The 19744-nt window shown below is 66.3% G+C and carries 15 protein-coding genes; 2 read left to right on the top strand and 13 right to left on the bottom strand.

Annotated elements, in window-relative coordinates:
- A complete protein-coding gene (locus QQL87_RS07175) occupies positions 1-1230 on the bottom strand; it encodes a DNA cytosine methyltransferase (protein ID WP_284417681.1) in 1230 nt (409 codons plus the stop codon).
- A 418-nt stretch (positions 1231-1648) separates the two neighbouring features.
- On the bottom strand, positions 1649-1846 hold the full coding sequence (locus tag QQL87_RS07170; protein ID WP_284417679.1) for a hypothetical protein: 198 nt from the start codon (positions 1844-1846) through the stop codon (positions 1649-1651).
- Between the two features lie 631 nt (positions 1847-2477).
- On the opposite strand from QQL87_RS07170, the gene QQL87_RS07165 reads away from it, so the two are divergent.
- On the top strand, positions 2478-2774 hold the full coding sequence (locus QQL87_RS07165) for a helix-turn-helix transcriptional regulator (protein WP_284417677.1): 297 nt from the start codon (positions 2478-2480) through the stop codon (positions 2772-2774).
- Here QQL87_RS07165 and QQL87_RS07160 read toward each other — a convergent pair.
- From QQL87_RS07160 to QQL87_RS07130, 7 genes are all read right to left on the bottom strand, one after another.
- Complete coding sequence (locus QQL87_RS07160; RefSeq protein ID WP_284417676.1) at positions 2728-3984, bottom strand: tyrosine-type recombinase/integrase; 1257 nt, start codon at positions 3982-3984, stop codon at positions 2728-2730. The two genes, QQL87_RS07165 and QQL87_RS07160, sit on opposite strands and share 47 nt — an antisense overlap.
- 292 nt (positions 3985-4276) lie before the next feature.
- Positions 4277-5878, bottom strand: coding sequence for a glutamine-hydrolyzing GMP synthase (gene guaA, locus QQL87_RS07155; protein WP_284417675.1), 1602 nt, complete (start codon positions 5876-5878; stop codon positions 4277-4279).
- Between the two features lie 395 nt (positions 5879-6273).
- Positions 6274-7572, bottom strand: coding sequence for an RsmB/NOP family class I SAM-dependent RNA methyltransferase (locus QQL87_RS07150; RefSeq protein ID WP_284417673.1), 1299 nt, complete (start codon positions 7570-7572; stop codon positions 6274-6276).
- A gap of 16 nt (positions 7573-7588) precedes the next feature.
- The gene (locus tag QQL87_RS07145) at positions 7589-7930 is read right to left on the bottom strand and encodes an MAPEG family protein (RefSeq protein WP_284417672.1); all 342 of its coding nucleotides are present in this window, start codon (positions 7928-7930) and stop codon (positions 7589-7591) included.
- Between the two features lie 140 nt (positions 7931-8070).
- Positions 8071-9093: an NADPH-dependent curcumin/dihydrocurcumin reductase gene (gene curA, locus QQL87_RS07140; protein WP_284417671.1), complete on the bottom strand. Its 1023-nt coding sequence runs from the start codon at positions 9091-9093 to the stop codon at positions 8071-8073.
- 179 nt (positions 9094-9272) lie between these two features.
- Positions 9273-10760, bottom strand: a complete 1488-nt coding sequence (gene guaB, locus QQL87_RS07135) for an IMP dehydrogenase (RefSeq protein ID WP_284417878.1) — start codon at positions 10758-10760, stop codon at positions 9273-9275.
- Between the two features lie 263 nt (positions 10761-11023).
- Positions 11024-11272, bottom strand: coding sequence for a hypothetical protein (locus tag QQL87_RS07130; protein WP_284417670.1), 249 nt, complete (start codon positions 11270-11272; stop codon positions 11024-11026).
- A 136-nt stretch (positions 11273-11408) separates the two neighbouring features.
- On the opposite strand from QQL87_RS07130, the gene QQL87_RS07125 reads away from it, so the two are divergent.
- Complete coding sequence (locus QQL87_RS07125) at positions 11409-12893, top strand: DHA2 family efflux MFS transporter permease subunit (RefSeq protein ID WP_284417669.1); 1485 nt, start codon at positions 11409-11411, stop codon at positions 12891-12893.
- Between the two features lie 651 nt (positions 12894-13544).
- On the opposite strand, the gene QQL87_RS07120 is transcribed toward QQL87_RS07125, so the two are convergent.
- The 4 genes from QQL87_RS07120 to QQL87_RS07105 form a co-directional block, all read right to left on the bottom strand.
- Complete coding sequence (locus QQL87_RS07120) at positions 13545-15518, bottom strand: glycosyltransferase family 2 protein (protein ID WP_284417668.1); 1974 nt, start codon at positions 15516-15518, stop codon at positions 13545-13547.
- Positions 15518-16735, bottom strand: coding sequence for a hypothetical protein (locus tag QQL87_RS07115; protein ID WP_284417667.1), 1218 nt, complete (start codon positions 16733-16735; stop codon positions 15518-15520). The genes QQL87_RS07120 and QQL87_RS07115 overlap by 1 nt, the downstream gene beginning before the upstream one ends.
- Complete coding sequence (locus QQL87_RS07110) at positions 16732-18207, bottom strand: HlyD family secretion protein (RefSeq protein ID WP_284417665.1); 1476 nt, start codon at positions 18205-18207, stop codon at positions 16732-16734. The genes QQL87_RS07115 and QQL87_RS07110 overlap by 4 nt, the downstream gene beginning before the upstream one ends.
- A 280-nt stretch (positions 18208-18487) precedes the next feature.
- Positions 18488-19705, bottom strand: coding sequence for a hypothetical protein (locus tag QQL87_RS07105; protein WP_284417664.1), 1218 nt, complete (start codon positions 19703-19705; stop codon positions 18488-18490).
- Positions 19706-19744 lie beyond the last annotated feature (39 nt).

Genomic DNA, 19744 nt, shown 5'->3' with positions numbered 1-19744 from the left:
TCAGACCCGCAGCTCGAGCTGGCCCCGCCGGCTCTTCTCCGCCCGTCCGCGAGCCACGCGCTTTGACTTCGGCGCGTCGGCCCCGCGAGGTTTTTTGATCGAGCGCAGCAGCGGCGTCAGCAGCTTGCCTCTGATGAAAGACACGACTGGGACGGCGACACCGTCACCGATGACGCGGAACGCGTACTCGTAGACGTCAGGTAGCTGATAGCTCGCCTTTAGCCCCATGAGAGCCGCCGCCTCGGATGAAGCGAGAAGTCGCGTCCTGACGCTGCCCCCCTTGACGACGATAATGCGAGGCCTCGAACCTCCGCCTTTCGGCGTCCGGAGACAGCCAGCCAAGCCGCGGAAACAGATCTCAGTGCGTTGCACGGTCTTTCCGTGCAAAGGCCGCATGCGCAGCGAGAGCGTACCGACCATCCGCCTGCCGGACCCTTTAGCTTCAGCAAGCTTCTGTTTGTGCGAATCGGACATCATGCTGACCAAGCGCTTGGTCTCTGCGGGCGTGTGCCACTCGACGCCGATCGGCTTGCTCTTGACGATCTGATTGAGTGTCTTGTTGAGTTCGGGCGCTGGGCCGAGATTGAACCAGATCCACTGCTCGCGGCATTGCGGCGACAGCCTGCCGACAGCCTTCACCAGCGTGTCCGGATGCCAAATCGGATGCGGCTGTTCGCGAACGAGCTCTTGAGCCAGCGTCGACGTCTTGGCGATTGCGATGATGAAGACGCGTGGCCGTGACTGCGGAACGAAATGCCGAGCATCGACGACGACCGCGCCGGCCCGCATGCCGAGCCTGTCGAGCGACGAAATGACCGTTTTGAACTCCTCGCCGCCGTTGATCGTCAGGAGGCCGACGACATTCTCCAAGACTACGATGCGGGGCATCCGCCCTTTTGCCTTGAGCCCCTTCATCAGGTCGATGAACGCCCAGAACGTTCCGGACCTGGTGCGGTTAGCGCCGGCCGCCTCGCCGATGCCAAGGCCGTTTCCGGCAGTTGACAGGTCTTGGCAAGGGAACGAGGCCCAAGCGAGATCGACGCGACGACCAAGATCTTGGGGCTCCACCTCGTGGATGTCGCCCTCGACGATTTCCGCGTCGCCCCAATTGTCAGCGTAGACCTTGACCTTAAGCGGGTCGAAATCGTTCGCGAACTGGCACTTCCACCGGCCGCCCAGGCCCGCGCGCACCATTCCCCCGCCAGCGAAGAACTCAAGATAGCTAGGCACCTGTATCGACCTCCGACAAGAGGAGACCATGATTTCCGACGCAGCAAGCCGCCAGACGGTTGGCGAAATCGATTCGCCCGTCACCCCTTATGAAATTCATGTCCCTTCCCTTACCCTCGAGGTTGGAACCCCGCGGGCTTTCCTCTCCCGTGCTCCCTGCGGCTCAACATCGAGGTGCTGATGCCGCCCTTTTGGACCCGGTAGGTCGACTTTCTGGACGGATTAGCCTTGGTCTCCTAGACCATGTGCCCGTGAAAGCAGCAAAATCGTCTCACGGGTTGAATATTTCAGCAAGCTCAATCAATCATATACTTAGTCTATTACCGAATGGATTGCCGATGCGAAAAGCGGAACGGGCGCAACGGCAACGTCTATTTCGGGAAGCCAGCTCGACGATCGCGGGCGCGCCGTTGCGCGTTTATTTCTTCCCGTCGTGATGCCGCTCGAGCCACTCCGCGGCCGCCTGCTCCATCACCAGCGAGGCAGTCGTTTCGCGCAGCGCGGCCGCCGATTTGATCCTCCTGATGATCTCCGGGTCCATCGACGTCAGTAGTTGCTTCTTCACGCCCGGCGGCGGCTTCCGTCCCGGCCTGCCGGCCTTCTTCTTTTCCGCCATCGGTCCCGTGGTCCGCATGCTGTTGGATCAGCAAAAATTCCACGGGTCGCGCAAGGCCGCAAGCCCTCGCGGGGGCGCACGGTCGATTTCCCACACCATCGACGTCCCGCCCTCCCCCCGAAACCCCAAAATATCGCCGGCTCGATAGAGCTATTTGAAATAGATTTATCTTGTCTATCATATTTATTGACTTTAGCGGCCAGCCTCGGTCGTAGACCAAGACCCACAACACGTGTTGCGTCGGTGCGTGACGGCTGGCGTGGTGCTGAGGTACTGGCGTGCGGAGCTGCGGGAAATTCTTCCGGACTTCTTCGGTCCGCGCCGGCCTGCACGGATCGCAAATCCGGCGCCACGGGAGGCGACAGGCCCCTGCTCTCGTCCCCCCGCCGCGGCGAATCCGACCCCCGCGGAGGCGGAAAGGCGGAGGGAGAAGAACCTGTGTCAAAGGATACCGACCGGCGGAAGTTACCCGACCGCAGGTGTTGCAACGTCTGACCTCAGGGTACGCTAGAGCACCCTATTGCTTCCATTCGCTGGCGGAGCTTTCCGATTGCCCTACCGACAGGCGTATGCCTGTTTCATTCGAGTTCGATCGGCTTCAATTGCTGCGTTTCGCACAAGGATATCGATCATGGCTCGCCACGAAGACACGGGACTAAGACGAACAATCCGGCGGCATCAGCTGCGTGAAATGGTCCCTCTCGCCGACACCACCATCTACGAAATGGAGCAGCGCGGTGAATTCCCGCGACGCTTCGCGCTCTCCCCTCGCTGCGTCGTGTGGGACCTGAGTGAGGTGGAGGCCTGGCTTTCGCTGCGCCGGAGCACTCCCCTCACCCGTGCTCCACATCCAGACGTGAACCTGCGACAAAGCCGCCCGGTCAAAGGGCCGGATCGGGCTCGAAGATCAGCATCGAAGGCGGAATGAGGGTTGGCGCGTATTTCTGACCTCCAACCCACGCGTCGATGATGTTCGACCACTCCTGCATCATGTGCCGGCGCTGCAGCTCGTACTCCGCCTTGTTGTAGACCCCGCGCGACGAGCGGCCATCCTCGTGCGCCAGGCACTTCTCGATCCAATCGCTGTTGAACCCGAGCTCGTTGAGCAGCGTCGACGCTGTCCGCCTGAGGTCGTGGACCGTGAAATGTTCGAGCGGCAGCCCCTCACTCCGGGCGCGCTCGACGACCGCGGTGGTGACACGATTGAAGGTCGCGCGCGACATCGGGCTGTCGGCATCATACCGGGATGGAAGCACATATCGCGAGTTGCCGGCACAGGTCTTCAGTGCGATGAAGATATCGAGCATCTGGCGCGAGAGGTACACGTTGTGTGCCTTCGACCGCTTCATCCTCTCCTTCGGGATGGTCCAGACGGCATTCTCGAAGTCGACCTCGTCCCAGGTCGCATCCTGCAATTCGCTTTTCCGCACCATCGATAGGAGATAGAGCCTGACGCCCAGCCGGATGGTCGGGAGCGTCGCAATGTGCTCCAGCTGCTTGAGCATGATGCGGATTTCTGCCGGCGACAGCGAGCGATCGCGAGGGACGAACTGCGCGATGGAGGATGGGCCGACGTCGTCGGCTGGATTGGCGACCTTCTCGCCGTGCAGAATCGCAAAGCCGTAGATCTGCTTGACGATATCACGCACGTGAATGGCGGTCGCCGGCGCGCCACGATCGACGATGGCCGCACAGTGCTTTCGCAAATCGTCCGGCGTGATTTCGGACAACAGCCGCTTGCGCCAAGGCGGCAGCAGCTCTCGCTCGAAAATTGAACGGCGCATGGCCCGGGTGCTGTCAGCCATGGGAGCCGCCGTGAGCCACTTCTCACCGAACTCGCCGAATGCCTTGGCTTCCATCAGGCGCCGCTTTGCGCGCTGCTTCTCGATGGCCGGCGAACGCCCCTCCTTGATGGCGCGCCGGGCGTCGATGCAGAGCTCTCTTGCCCGCGCAAGCGACAGGTCGGCCGGACCGTATTTGCCGAAGGTGATGGTCTCCCTGCGTCCGTTCATCCGATAGTCGAGCCGAAACGAGATCGAGCCCTTCGTGCTGACGAGGACGTACATGCCGTCCCGGTCGGTCACCTTGTAGGATTTTTCCTTTGGTCTCAGATGCTTAAGCGCGGCATCGGTCAGCATTTGTCCGCCTTCTGGGTTCGATACCGTCATGCCGATTTCGGCCGCGGATCTGAAGGAAAGCGACGCTATTTCAATTGGTTGGACCAAAAAAAATACCGTCAGGGCTCATTTCGAGCTGACGGTATCGATCAAAACGGGGTGGGAATATGGAAGCCGATGCCGTCAGACAGTCCGGCACGCGCGACCATCGTCCACCGATAGTCCGCGATAGGTAGCGGCAGGATTTATTTTTGATTTCAAATGGTTAGGGCGTAGATTTGGACAGATCCGGCGAGCTTCGGATAGCCGCGAATTATTCCCACTCAATCGTCCCCGGCGGCTTGCTCGTCACGTCGTACACCACCCGGTTCACACCCTTCACCTCGTTGATGATGCGCGTGGCGGTGTTGCCGAGGAACTTCATATCGAAAGGATAGAAATCCGCCGTCATGCCGTCGGTGGAGGTGACAGCGCGCAGGCCGACGACGTAGTCGTAGGTGCGGCCGTCGCCCATGACGCCGACGGTCTTGACGGGGAGCAGCACCGCGAAAGCCTGCCAGATGGTGTCGTAGAGGCCGGCTTTGCGGATCTCGTCGATGTAGATGGCGTCGGCCTTGCGGAGGATGTCGAGCTTGTCGACCGTGATCTCGCCGGGGCAGCGGATGGCCAGCCCAGGGCCCGGGAACGGGTGGCGGCCGACGAAGACGTCGGGCAGGCCGAGCTCGCGGCCGAGCACGCGGACCTCGTCCTTGAACAGTTCGCGCAGCGGCTCGACTAGCTTCATGTTCATGCGTGCCGGGAGGCCGCCGACATTGTGGTGCGACTTGATCGTCACCGAGGGGCCGCCGGTGAAGGAGACGCTCTCGATCACGTCGGGATAGAGCGTGCCCTGCGCCAGGAAATCGGCGCCGCCGATCTTCTTGGCCTCGGCCTCGAACACGTCGATGAAGAGGCGTCCGATGGTCTTGCGCTTCGCTTCCGGGTCGGTGACACCGGCGAGCTCGCCGAGGAAGAGCTTTGAGGCGTCCACATGCACCAGCGGGATGTTGTAGTGGTGCCGGAACAGGTCGACGACGGTCTCGGCCTCGTTGAGCCTGAGCAGGCCGTGGTCGACAAACACGCAGGTGAGCTGGTCGCCGATCGCCTCGTGGATCAGCACCGCGGCGACGGCGGAATCGACGCCGCCGGAGAGACCGCAGATCACCTTGCCTTGGCCTACCTGGGCGCGGATCTTCTTGATCTCCTCGGCGCGGAAGGCGTGCATGGTCCAGTCGCCGCCGAGGCCTGAGATGTTGCGGACGAAGTTGCGGATCAGTTTTGCGCCATCGGGCGTGTGCACCACTTCGGGGTGGAACATCAGGCCGTAGTACTTGCGCGCCTCGTCCTGGATCACGGCGAACGGCGCGTTCGGCGAGACGCCGGCGACCGAGAAGCCCGGCGGCATCTGGGTGATGCGGTCGCCATGGCTCATCCAGACCTGGTGCTGCTCGCCCGGCTGCCAGACGCCGTCGAACAGGCGGCTGTTGGTCTTCACCTCGACGTCGGCGCGGCCGAACTCGCGGTGGTGGCCGCCCTCGACGGTGCCGCCGAGCTGGGCGGCCATCGTCATCTGGCCGTAGCAGATGCCCATCACGGGGACGCCCGAGTCGAAGATCAGCTGCGGGGCGCGCGGGGAGCCGGCCTCGTGGACCGATTCCGGGCCGCCGGACAGGATCACGGCCTTCGGGTTCATCTCGCGGAAGGCGGCCTCCGCCTTCTGGAACGGCACGATCTCGCAATACACGCCGTCCTCGCGCACCCGGCGCGCGATCAGCTGCGTGACCTGGCTGCCGAAATCGACGATCAGGATCTTGTCGTGGAGCGCGGCCACGGAGGTGTCGGCGGCGGCGGTCGGGGTGTTGGGCTGGGCTGTCATGGCAAGGAATTACGCCGAGAGCACGAGTCTCGCAACCCTTGGAGGGGGCCAAGGCGCTCTCCTACTCGTCATTCCGGGGCGCGCGCAGCGCGAGCCCGGAATCCATAACCACGATCGGGAGTATGGATTCCGGGCCCGCGCCAAGGGGCGCGTCCCGGAATGACACCGTGGGTGGGGTCACCGCTGTCGTCCCGGCCAAGCGGGCTGGGGCAATGCGCAAGCATTGCACCGGACCGCGCCGAGCCGGGACCCATAACCACAGGGGGACGTTTGTGGCACGCTGTGGCCACAGCTCGCGCCTCATAACGGCTGCGGAGTATGGGTCCCGGGTCGGCGCCCCACGCGCTACGCGCGCGGGGCTTGCCCGGGACGACGGCGATGGGTGTTCGCGGCAGCTAGGCCTTACGCAGCACCGACACGAAGAAGCCGTCCGTGCCGGTGCGGCGGGGGGTCATCAGCCAGCCTTCGGGCTGGCGCAGCGCGGCCTCTCCGAACGCCTCGGCCTTGTCCCAGAGGACGGTGGCGGTCTGGTCGGGGGGCTGAACCGCGAATTCCGGATGGCGCGCCACGAACGCCCGCACTTGGTCACCGTTCTCCGGCTGGAGCACCGAGCAGGTGATGTAGGCGATGCGGCCGCCGGGCTTGACCAGGGAGGCCGCGCGATCAAGCACTTCGGCCTGGTCCTTGAGACGGATCTCGAGCGCGCCGGGGCGCATGCGCCATTTGGCGTCGGGGTTGCGGCGCCAGGTGCCGGTGCCCGTGCAGGGGGCGTCGATGACGACCAGATCGGCGGAGGCCTTGATGTCGGCGAGCGGGTCGGCGTCGCCCTTCGGGCTGCGGACATCGGCATTGTGAACGCCGGCGCGCGACAGCCGCTCGTGGATGGGCGCGAGCTGGCGCTTGTCGTGATCGGTGGCGATCAGCCGGCCCTTGCCGCCCATCATCGCCGCCAGCGCCAACGTCTTGCCGCCGGCGCCGGCGCAGAGGTCGATGACCTGCTCGCCGGGCTTGGCCGCGGTGAACAAGGCCGCGAGCTGCGAGCCCTCGTCCTGAACCTCGATGTTGCCCTTGATGAAATCCTCCTCGGCATGAACGCCGGGATTGCGCGCATCGGCTCCGAGCGCGATGCGGAGCCCAATCGGCGACCATGGCGTCGGCGTCGCGCCGAGATGCTTGAGCGAGGCTTCCATCTTCTCGCGCTTGGCCTTCAGCGTGTTGACGCGCAGGTCGAGCGGCGCGCGGCTGGCCATCGCCATGGCTTCCGCGACGCGGTCGTCGCCGAACACGGCGGCGAGATACGGATCGAGCCAGTCGGGATAGTCGCCGGCGACCGGCGGCGGCGCGCCCTCGGTGGTGCGCGAGGCCAGCGCGTGCTCTTCCCGGGCGCTCAGCGGCGGCGGCGCGAAGCGGCTGCCGTCGCACATCGCCGCGATGGTCGGCACATCCAGGCCGCGCTCCAGCTTGAGCATGCCGAGCACGCGGGCGCGCGCGGTGTCCTCCTCCATCACATAGGCGCTAGAGGCGCGGCGGCGCAGCACGTCCCAGACCAGGCCGGCGATGGCCGCGCGATCGCCGGAGCCGGCGAAGCGGTGGCTGGTGCCCCAGTCCTTGAGGGCCTTGGCCGCCGGCGCCCTCTGGGCCTCGATGGTTTCGATGATGTCGATGGCGGCGGACAGCCGGGCGGCGGGGGTCATTCAGGATGGTCCAATTCTAGATCAGGAGAAGCATCTTCAGGGCGAAATACAGCCACATCGCCAGCAGCACCAGGGCCGAGGCGGTCCAGGCGAGGCCGCGCTGGCGACTGTCCGCAGGCCGGGCAACCAAGCCGGCATTGGCGAACCGGGTGACCACGAACACCCAGGACAAGAGCACGATGACCAAGTCGGCATGGCGCAGCGGCAGCGCCAGCGCGATCAGCGCGTAGAACAGGGTCGGCAGGCCGAACTCGTCAGCGGCATCAGTGGCTTGCGCCCGGGCCTTGGCCCAGAACAGCAGCGCGAAAGTGAGCCCGACCTCGACGAAGACGGGCAGCAGCACCATGGTCAGCGACATTCGAAAATCCCCCTGGGAAGGCCGAAGGCCCGGCGTGATGCCGGGCCTCGGTGGATGAACCGGTTCCCTCAGGACTCCCGATAAGCCCTCGTGGTTCCCGTGATTTTACGGCTCCGCTGAACTTTCACATCAAGTGTGGCTCAGGCCTTGTCCGGCCCGACCCGCACCAGCTGCTTGCCGAAATTGGCGCCCTTCAACAGGCCCATGAACGCCGAGGGCGCGTTCTCCAGGCCCTCGGTGACGTGCTCCTTGTACTTGACCTTGCCGTCGCGGACCCAGGCCGACATGTCCTTGAGGAAGTCGCCATGGCGGCTGGCGAAGTCGGAGACGATGAAGCCGCGGATGGTGAGCCGCTTGGTCAGCACGTTGCGCATCATGGCGCCGGCCCATTTCGGCGCCGCCGACTGGGTGTCGTTGTAATGCGCGATCAGGCCGCAGACGGGCATGCGGGCGAAGGCGTTGAACAGCGGGAACACCGCCTCGAACACCGGGCCGCCGACATTCTCGAAATAGACGTCGATGCCCTTGGGACAGGCTTCCTTGAGCTTGGCGGCGAGATCGGGATCGCGATGGTCGAGGCAGTCGTCGAAGCCGAACTCTGATTTCACATAGTCGCATTTGTCCTTGCCGCCGGCGATGCCGATGGCGCGGGCGCCCTTGATCCGGGCGATCTGCCCCACCGCCGAACCGACTGCGCCGGACGCTGCGGCGACCACGACGGTCTCGCCTGCCTTGGGCTGGCCGATGTCGAGCAGGCCGGTATAGGCGGTCATGCCGGGCATGCCGAGTACGCCGACGGCAGTTGAGATCGGCGCGAGCTTCGGATCGACCTTGGCGAGGCTCTTGCCGTCGGAGATCGCATGCGTCTGCCAGCCGGCGCGCGCCAGCACGATGTCGCCGGGCTTGAAGCCGGAATTGTTGGAGGCCACCACCTCGCACACGGTGCCCGCCTCCATGACGCCGCCGACCGGCACCGGCTGGGCATAGGACGGCCCGTCGCTCATGCGGCCGCGCATGTAGGGATCGAGCGACAGCCAGATCGTGCGCAGCAGCACCTCGCCCGCGCCGGGCGTCGGCACGGCGTAGTCTTCGAGGCGGAAGTCCGTCGGCTTGGGCTCGCCGACCGGACGGGCGGCGAGAACGATGCGCTTGGCTTGGGACATGGTGTTTCCTCTTCTTTGTTATGACCGAGAGCGTTGGGGCCTCATGGTTCGAGACGCGCCGCAAGGGCGGCGCTCCTCACCATGAGGGTTGAGAGCGTCTCCGCAGAAAAAGTCCTCGTCCTGAGGAGCGCGCCCACTTGGGCGCGCGTCTCGAAGGACGGCCGCGAACTCCGTCGCGCTTACGCCCCGCCCGGATAGTTCGGGCTTTCGCGCGTGATCGTAACGTCGTGGACGTGGCTCTCGCGCAGGCCCGCGCCGGTGATGCGGACGAACTCGGCCTTGCTGTGGAACTCGGCCAGATCCTTGGCGCCGACATAGCCCATGGCGGCGCGCAGGCCGCCGGCGAGCTGGTGCATGACGTTGCCGACCGGGCCCTTGTACGGCACCTGGCCCTCGATGCCCTCAGGCACGAGCTTCAAGGTGTCCTTGATGTCCTGCTGGAAGTAGCGGTCGGCCGAGCCGCGCGCCATCGCGCCGACCGAGCCCATGCCGCGATAGGCCTTGTAGGAGCGGCCCTGCCACAGGAACACTTCGCCCGGCGTCTCGTCGGTGCCGGCGAGCAGCGAGCCGACCATCGCGACATCGGCGCCGGCGGCGAGCGCCTTGGCGAGGTCGCCGGAGAACTTGATGCCGCCGTCGGCGATCACGGGCACGTCGGCCTTCTTCGCGGCTTCGACCGCATCCATGATCGCGGTGAGCTGCGGCACGCCGACGCCGGCGACGATGCGCGTGGTGCAGATCGAGCCCGGGCCGATGCCGACCTTGACGGCGTCAGCGCCGGCATCGATCAGCGCCTGCGCGCCGTCGCGGGTGGCGATGTTGCCGGCGATCACCTGCACGGCGTTGGAGATCCGCTTGATGCGGTTGACCGCCTCGAGCACGCGCGAGGAATGACCGTGCGCGGTGTCGACCACGATGAGGTCGACGCCGGCTTCGATCAGCTTCTCGGTGCGCTCGAAACCGCCCTCGCCGACCGTCGTCGCCGCGGCCACGCGCAGCCGGCCCTGGCCGTCCTTGCAGGCGAGCGGATGGGCGACCGCCTTCTCCATGTCCTTGACGGTGATCAGGCCGACGCAGCGATACTGATCGTCGACGACCAGCAGCTTCTCGATGCGGTGCTTGTGCAGGATCTTCTTGGCCTCGTCCTGGCCGACGCCCTCGCGCACGGTGACGAGGTTCTCATGCGTCATCAGCTCGGAGATCTTCTGGCGCGGATCGGTGGCGAAGCGCACGTCGCGGTTGGTGAGGATGCCGACCAGCTTGCCGGGAATGCCCTTGGCGCCGCCAGTCACCACCGGAATGCCGGAGAAGCCGTAGTCCTTCATCAGCGCCAGCGCGTCGGCGAGCGTCGCCTCCGGCGAGATGGTCAGCGGGTTGACCACCATGCCCGATTCGAACTTCTTGACCTGGCGCACCTGGGCGGCCTGGCCGTCGGGATCGAAATTGCGGTGGATGACCCCGACACCGCCGGCCTGCGCCATCGCGATCGCCATGCGCGCCTCGGTGACGGTATCCATGGCGGACGCCATGATCGGGATGTTGAGCGGGATCTCGCGGGTCACGCGCGAGCGGATGTCGACCTCGGAGGGAAGCACATCGGAGAGGCCCGGCTTCAAGAGCACGTCGTCGAAGGTGAAGGCTTCGCGAAGTGTCTGGACGGTCGCCATCGTCAACTCCTTGTCTGCAGCCAGAGCGGCCGCGATGCTGATGCGGATGAGCGGCGCCGTCGTCGAGACCATGCCTCGCCGTCGAATCGGAGCCCATCAGTGGGGGTTGACGCGGGTCGATAGCATGGGGCTGTGACGAATCAAAGGGCCGATGCGCCGTCCTCCCGCAATTGCGAATGACGGCGCCGGGGCGCCCTGACCGACCCGAAACGGGTCATAAAACATCCCGAACGCCGCGATTCCGGACCAGATGTTCCGCGCCGTCAGCGCCAGGCGCCCGGCGGCGGGCCGTAGCGCCTGATGGCGTCGACCACCTCGCGGTGCCGCCGGTCCTCGCGCCGCATGTGCACGGCGATCAGGGCGTGCGCCGAGGGCACCAGCAGCAGCACGTGGAAGAACAGGCCGAGGACCAGGCACACCACACACAGCAGCAGGTTGAAGATCGCCGCGAAGGGCTGGCCGTTGAACAGCAGGCCCAGCGGCGGCACCAAGGCAGCGAGCAGATAGATCATCGGCACACCTCCAGAACGGGACGCGACAGCGTCGCGCTGGATTTAGGGGGCCATGCCAGCAGCGCAATGGCCTCCTTCGTCGCAGGGTGATAAAGCCGCCCCGCCCGCCTGCCCCTTTCTCCCGAATCCCTCGCCGATGAACAAGCAACGCATCATCCCGCTGATCGTCGCCACCGCCCTGTTTATGGAGAACATGGACTCCACTGTCATCGCGACCTCGCTGCCGGCGATCGCCAGGGACATCGGCACCAGCCCGCTGACGCTCAAGCTCGCCATCACCTCCTATCTGCTGTCGCTCGCGGTGTTCATCCCGGCGAGCGGCTGGACCGCGGACCGTTTTGGCGCGCGGCGGGTGTTCTCCAGCGCGGTCTTCGTGTTCATGATCGGCTCGATCGGCTGCGCGCTGGCCAATTCGGTCGAGAACTTCGTGTTCGCGCGCATCCTGCAGGGCATGGGCGGGGCGATGATGACGCCGGTCGGGCGCCTCGTTCTGCTGCGGTCCGTCGACAAGAGCGCGCTGGTCGGCGCGATGGCCTGGGTCACGATCCCCGCGCTGATCGGACCGGTGATCGGCCCGCCGGTCGGCGGCTTCATCACCACCTATTTCTCCTGGCACTGGATCTTCCTGATCAACATCCCGATCGGCATCGTCGGCATCATCATGGCGCTGCGCTTCATCGATCCGATCAAGGCCGACAATCCCGAGCCGTTCGACCTCACTGGCATGGTGCTCGCCGGCATCGGTCTCGCCGGCCTCGCCTTCGGCCTCTCCGTTGCAGGCCTCAATCTGCTGCCCTGGTCGGTGGTCGCGAGCCTCGTTGCCATCGGCGCGATCTCGATGACGCTCTATGTCCGGCACTCCCGGCGGACCAATTCGCCGGTGCTGGATTTCTCGCTGCTGCGGCTGCCGACCCTGCGCGCCTCGATCGTCGGCGGCTTCATGTTCCGGCTCGGCATCGGCGCGCTGCCGTTCCTGCTGCCGCTGCTGATGCAGCTCGGCTTCGGCCTGTCGCCGTTCCAGTCCGGCCTCGTCACCTTCGGCTCCTCGGCCGGCGCGATGGGCATGAAGGCACTGGCCGCGCGCCTGATCCGCGCCTTCGGCTTCCGCCACCTGATGACGGTCAACGCCGTCGTCAGCTCGGTCTTCCTCGCCGCCTGCGCGCTGTTCACGCCGGCCACGCCGCTGCTGCTGATCGTCATCATCCTGTTCGTCGGCGGCTTCTTCCGCTCGCTGCAGTTCACCGCGATCAACACCGTCGCCTATGCCGAGGTCGAGACCGCGCAGATGAGCCGGGCCACGACGCTCACCAGCGTCAATCAGCAGCTCGCCATCTCCGCCGGCGTTGCGGTCGGTGCCTTCTCGGTGGAGACCACGATGTGGGCGCATGGCGCCAGCCAGCTCACGGCGACGTCGTTCGCGCCGGCCTTCATCGTCGTCGCCATCACCTCCGCGCTGTCGTCGTTCTTCTTCTGGCAGATGCCCGACGATGCCGGCAGCGAAATCTCGGGCCGCAAGGTCGACGCGATCGCCAGCCGCAAGGGCGCCGAGAAGGGCGTGGAGAAGGCTGCCAGGAAGTCGGCGAGCGAGACGACGCAGGACGCACGAGATCAGCGGCTGTGATAGCCGGTCCCTTTCGCTGAGCTTTGCCGTCCGTGCGCGCGGCACTCGCGCAATCCAGCCACGCGACCGTCGATCTGAACTGGTCGAGTGCCCAGACGCTCCACAGCGGCAGTCGCGACACCCGTCCGGCGATCCGAAGAGACGCACGTTCGCCCTCCCGCGGCAGGTCATGCCCGAGGTCTGCTGCGACGTTTCACCCTCGCAAAGTCGGAGGGCGCAGGGAATGCCGGACGATGGCCTCGCCCATGGCCCGCCTGCGGAAGAAAATGCAGGCGGCAGGTACCACAGGTTCAGCCGATCAACCGGCATTCCCTGCGCGACGGTCTTCACGCTTATACGCAGTCTGCCTGGTGCGCCGGGCTTGTTGGCCACCATGATCCGCGCGGCGCCTCGAGCGCCGTCGCGAACGTGACACCAGCGTCGGGGTGTCAGCACGCTGCGACTTCACGTCCGCAGCCTCACCGTTCGTCCGCGCATCCGTGAGGATACGCTGCGGCAAAACCACGGCCATTGCTCCCCGCCCCGCGTGTCGTGACGATCGCGCGCAACGCCCCTTCCGAGTGAGGCGGGATGCGCGCAATAGAGCATGTTTTCCGATATTCGTAAATAGAAATCTGCACCGGCCTCCGCGGCACGGAGATTGTGCACCCGTCAGCGGCCGACGAAGCCGCGGCGGGCCAGGCCTGCAAGGGCGCCGCGCAGGCGTGCGCGGCCGGTGATGACACCGCAGGAGGAACTGAACAGGCGGACGACCAGCTGTCGCCGCTGGGACTCGCTCGGCTGCAGGCGGAGATGCGTGGTCTTTCTTGAGATGACTTCGACGGACGCGTCGATCCAGCCCAGACCCTCGAGATGAATGGGCATCGCGGTCCCCTGCCGCGCCATGCCCGGGCGCAGGCCGGCCACACGCGCCGACGACAGCGACAGCGCTTCGAGCCGGCACGGCACGACCTCCCCGTCGCTCGCCAGCCAACCGGCCTCCTCGCTCGGAAACAGATCCTCGGCCCGCGGCAGCTCGAAGCAGACGAGGAACGCGATGAAGGCGATCAGCATCGCGATGCCGGCCCAGAGCAGGTTGAAAAAGTCGATCGACGAGATCTCGCTGGCGGCATTCGGCGACACGAACGCCCACACGATGGCCGCCGCCGAGCTCGCGGCGATCAGACCGAAGATCGCGGCGAGCCTGCCGTGGACGCGCGGCTGCGAGCGGTCGCCGCCCTTGTCGGTCACCTTGAAGGGGCGGCCGAACGGCCTGACAGCAGCACTGAGCAACGTCGCGGTCACCGCAAAGCAGGTCACCGCATGGGTCGCCTCCATGAACAGCGGCAAGGTCTTGGACCGCGAGATCCAGCCCATGTAGATGATGGTGCCGAGCAGCGCCGGCACGCCGTAGCGCAGGAACGACAGATAATCAGCCTCGAACGCCGGCAGCCCCGCGAACCAGTAGATCGGCGGCGCGATCAGGAGCAGCACCATGAACGGCTTGCACAGCCAGTTCAGCACGCCGTGCAGGAAATGCCAGCGCTGCGTGAAACTGTAGCCGCGACTGCGCAAGGGGCCATCGCGCAGCAGCGCGACCTGGATCGTGCCGAGGCACCAGCGCGCACGCTGGGTGATGTATTCCGGCACGCCTTCGGCCGACAGCCCGAAGCTCAGCGGCTCGTTGAGCCAGACCGTGCGGTGGCCGCGCTTGAGCAGCGTGTAGGTGAGATTGAGATCCTCCGAAATCGCCGCATGCGGAAAGCCGCCGATCTCCTCCAAGCGCTCGCGGCGCACGACGAAGGAGGTGCCGACGCAGAACGCGCAGCCCCAGGCGTCCTTGGCCGGCTGGAACACGTCGAAGAAGAAGCGCTGGTCGTCGACCCAGTGGCTCGACGCCAGCAGATTGTGCTGGATCGGATCGGGGTTGTAGTAGAATTGCGGCGTCTGCACGACGGCGATGTCGGGCTCGGACAGCAACAGGCCGACGGTACGCTGCAGGAAGTCGCGGCGCGGCGCGAAATCGGCGTCGAGCACCAGGATGACCGGCGCGTTCGACAGCTGCGCTGTCACCGTCAGCGCGTTGTTGAGATTGCCAGCCTTGGCGCCCTTGTTGTCGGGCCGCGTCAGATGGCGGGCGCCGACCTCATCGCAGAAGGCGCGCAGCCAGTCGCGGCGGGTGTCGTCGAGCACCCAGACGGTCTTGTTGGCATAATCGAGTGCCAGCGCGGCGAGGATCGAGCGCTCGACGATCTCCATCGGCTCGTCATAGGTGCAGATGAAGACGTCGACCGCCGGCTGCTCGCCCTGCTCCGCCAGCGCGCGCTGCGCGGTATCGGCCTGCCCCGAGCGATCGATGCTGCGGGTGAGGATCAGGATCGACATCAGCGTATATGTGATCGCGATGATCTCGAGCGTGATGAACAGCCGCGGCCACAGGGCCTGCAGGGTGAGATCGAAGGTCGGCAGCGTGTCGTGCCAGCGCCACAGCGTGTAGATCAGCAGGAACGAGGCAGCCGTGACACCGAACAGGACCCGATCCCGCAGCCGCGTGGGATCGAGCAGCCGGGCCATGACGAGCAGCCCGAGCAGCACGCCGAGATCGGTCGAGAGCACCGACGCATCATTGCTGGGAGATGGAAACATCAGGGCACCCTCGCGCCGGTAAACGGATTCCAGCCGGTCTCGGCGAGGACGGCCCAGGCCGTGGCGCCCAGATGCGGCCGTTTGTAGTAGAAGAAGTCCTGGATGGTGGTCGCGCCTGTCGGATCGATCGACAGGCCCGTGGTCAGCCGGGCGTTGCGCGTCGCGTTCAGCAGTCCCGATTCAGTGCGATCGCCGCGCAGGCCTGCCAGCAGCCGAAGGCTCGAAGCCGGATCGCCGACCATGCGATAGGCCAGCACCGCCTGCGCCGTGCCCTCGACCCAGACGCCGTCGCGGTCGCCGTTGAAGTCGAAGCCGTTGTCGACCGCGAGATGCGTCTGCGCAAAGCCGAGCGCCTTGCGCCAGTCTGGTGCATCGGGAACCGCCATCCACGGCCAGAGCTGCACGTCGAGCGCGAGCAGAGTGTCATCGGCGAGGCTGCCATCCGGCTTGGTGCCGAGCAGGAAGTGGTCGCCGCGGAACGTGCGATCGAGCAGCCGGCGTGCTGTCTGCGCGGCGTCCTGATAGCGCGGCTCCGAGGTGACGCGGTAGAGCCAGGAGGCCACGGCGTAGACATCGGCATTGTGCTCGGTCGACATCCAGGTCAGGCGCACCTGCTGCGAATCATAACCATGCAAGCCGCCGCTGAAGCCGGCGGCCCCGTTCCTCGTATGGGTGATGATCCAATCCATCAGCCGCTGTGCGCCGGACAGATAGGCCGCCTCCCCGGTCGCCTGGTGCAGGGTCAGCAGCGCCAGCGCGGCCCAGGCCACGTTGCCGGTCGCGGTGCCGTCCTGCGCAGGGTCCTCGCCCCAGAGATTGTTCTGGTGATCCCACCAGCCAGGCAGCAGCGCGGCGCCGGCACCGACCGGACCGGCACGATACGCATTGCGCAGACGGCCGTCATAGAAGGTGCGATCGTTGCTGGCTGCATGCACCAGCGCATTGCCGATCACGCGCCCGTCATTGACGTGACCGCATGCGACCAGCGCAATCGCGGCCAGCGCGTTGTCGTAGGTGAACGCCGTGGTGGAGAGGCCGAGCGGCAGCTCCTCTTCGTCGACGCCAGGATCGTAGCTGCGGATGAACGCCGCGCCGTGACCGGCGAGCTTCGGCCCGACGGCCTGCATCAGCCCAGGACAGAACGACATGTCGGCCCGCGCGGCCGGGGGAACGCCAAACAGCGCCATCGCCATGATCACCGCAGATATGAGCCTCATTGCGCCGACACCGCGCGCGCCGCCGGCAACCAATGCTCGTCCAGCTCAGGCAGAGCAGCCGCCGGCTGTGAGCGCAAGGCGGAGTCGAGCTTGGCGACGCCTTCTTTCCGAGTGGCCGCGTCAGGCTCGGCCGGATCGAAATTTGTTAGCGACGCCACGAGATGGCCGAGCCGCCGCCATGTCACCGACATCGACGGCACGATGCCGTTGTCGCGGGTGACCGTCACCCACTGCCCCACCGTGCAGGCCGGCGTCGCCGCTGACGCCGGCTGCGCCGCAGGCGTCTCGGACGCCGCGTCCGGCGCGATCATCACATACAGCTCGCGCCGCTCCGTCTGCGGAAACGGCACGGCGAAACGCTCGTCGACCTTGTCGCTGGTTTTCGGCAGCACGGCGCTGACCGTGCCGCTGTGATAACCGCCGCCCTCGATCCGGACCTTGGTGCCGGGCTTCATCGATTCACCCTGGCGATAGGAGAAGATCGCGACGACGAAACGCTTGTCGCAATCGACCACGGAGGCGATCGTATCGCCGGCGCTGACTTGGCGTCCGGTCTCGGCGCCGACGGCGAGCACCTTGCCGGACCCTGGCGAGAGCACGTCGGCTGCCGCGAGCCGGGCCAGCCGGGCGCTCTCGGATTTGAGCAAGCCTTCGAGATCGTCGAGCATCGCCGATTGCTGCTTCTCCTCGATCTCCATTCGCCGTGCGTCGAGGTCGATGTCACGGCGCTTCTGGCCGAGCATGTTGAGCGCAACGAGATCCTCGCCGACATAGATGCCGGCATCGAGCGCCTTCAGCTGCGCCAGCTTCTGGTTCAGCTTGGCGGTCTGCGCGTCGGTGTCGTGCAGCGCCGCCGCGTATTGCTGCTCGGTCGGCTTCAGCATCTCGGAGCTGGCGGCATCGCGCGCGACCATGCGGTTCTGGCGGTCGACGATGGCCCTCTTCTCGCTGCTCATCGCGTTGGATTGCGCGACGCGGGCGCGCAGCTCCTCGATCTGCGACTGCAGTTGCGCTTTCAACTGGCCGGCCTGGCTCGCGATCTCCCGATCGAGCGAGGCCACATAGGCGACATCGGACTCACGCTTGGCGCGCGTGGCGTCGAGCCTCTGGCGCGCGTCGCCGGCCTTCTCCTGCAGCGAGATCAGCGTAGCTCGGTCGAGCCGCGGATTGGTGATCTCCGCGAGGCGATCGCCGGAGCGGACCTCGCCGCCCGGCCGCGCCGCGAGCGCCTCGACCTGGCCTGCGATCGGCGACGTCAGCAGCATCACCGGCGCATCGACGACCGCGCGATCGGACTGGTCGGCCACGATCGGCGGCACCACGGCGGTCAGCATCAGCGCCGACAGGATGCCGGCGACGCCGATGGCGGAGGCGCGCAGGATCACCGGATGGCGAGGACGCACCGCTCTTGGCTGAGCGGCAGGAGGTGGTACGGCGGCGGGCTTGAAACCGTCATCGAAGCGATCGGTCATCGGGTCTCTTTCGGTTTGGGTTGTCACGCCCCGAAAGACGCTTCCTCAGCTGATCCGGAGTTCCAGGCTCCAGTTTCGATGGTTCAACCGCAACCGGATCGCGCGCCCATCGTTTCAAGCCGGAGCCGATGTTTGCCCGCGCGCGCGGTCACATTATGTTGCGGTGCGGTAGCGAGGTTTTCGCTTGCGCGCCATGTGCAATCCTCACTCGAGGGCCAGCGGCTCCGTTCATCTTCAACGGATTCGGCCGCCTCGACGGATCGGCGCACCGGACCGCGCCTCAGGGCACGATCGCGCCGGTGAATGGATTCCATCCCGTCTCTGCAAGTGCGGCCCAGGCGGTCGCGCCGAGATGAGGACGCCGATAGTAGAAGAAGTCGGGCTTGGTGCCGGTCGGATCGATCGACAGGCCGGTCGTCACGCGCCGGCTGCGCGTCGCGTTGAGCAGTCCGGAGGGCGTCTGATCCGCGCGCAGTCCCGTCATCAGGCGCTGATAGGACGCGTCGTCACCGACCAGCCGATAGGCCAGCGCCGCCTGCGCCGTGCCCTCGACCCACACGCCGTCGCGATCACCGTTGAAGTCGAAGCCGCCGGCGACGGCGAGATACGTCTGGGCAAAGCCGAGCGCATCACGCCAGGCGCGCGGCGCATCGGTCACCGCCATCCATGGCCAGAGCTGGACATCGAGCGCCAGCAGGCCGTCATCCGCAGGACTGCCGTCAGGCTTGGTGCCGAGGCTGAAATGATCGCCGCGAAAGCTGCGATCGAGCAGGCGTCGCGCCCGCTGCGCGGCCTCGTCGTAGCGCGGCTCCCCGGTCAATCGAAACAGCCAGCGCGACACGGCGTAGACGTCGACATTGTGCTCGGTCGACGACCAGGTCAGCCGGACCTGCTGCGGGTCGTAGCCGTGGACACCGCCGCAGAACCCATCCGCTCCGCAGGACGTCGTCATCACCCACTCCATCGCACGCCGCGCGGCGGACAGAAAGGTCCGCTCGCCGGTCGCCTGATGCAGCGTCAGCAGCGCGAGCGCGGCCCAGGCGACGTTGCCGGTCGAGCTGCCGTCCTGCGCCGCATCCTCGGCCCAGAGCTTGGCGCGATCGTCCCACCAGCCCGGCAGCAGCGGCACCGCGTCATAGACAGGTCCGGCGCGGTACGCGTTGCGGAGGCGGCCGTCTGTGAAGCTGCGATCGCGCCACGCCGCGCGCGCCAGCGCCTCGCCGATTGCCCTCGCGTCGGCCACCCGGCCGCACGCCACCAGCGCGATCGCGACCAGCGCATTGTCGTAGACGAAGGCGGTCGTCGAAAGCCCGGCCGGCAGGCGGCTTTCGTCAGGGTCGGGCTCGTAGCTGCGCAGAAACACCGCGTCGGCGACGCGAAGCTGCACACCGACCGCCCGCTGCAGACCATCGCAGAACGGCCGCTCCTCGGCTGCGCCGGCGGCACGGCCGCCTGCCAGCAGCGCGAGAGCAAGGACGATTGCAGCCCGCCAACGCATCGGACGATTCTCGGCTTCCCAGTGTGTCGCAGGATACGA

This window comes from Bradyrhizobium sp. SSBR45G (genome assembly GCF_030159255.1).
GTDB lineage: Bacteria > Pseudomonadota > Alphaproteobacteria > Rhizobiales > Xanthobacteraceae > Bradyrhizobium.
The sequence above is the reverse complement of the archived record's forward strand: the minus strand, read 5'-3'. Positions and strand labels throughout refer to the sequence as shown.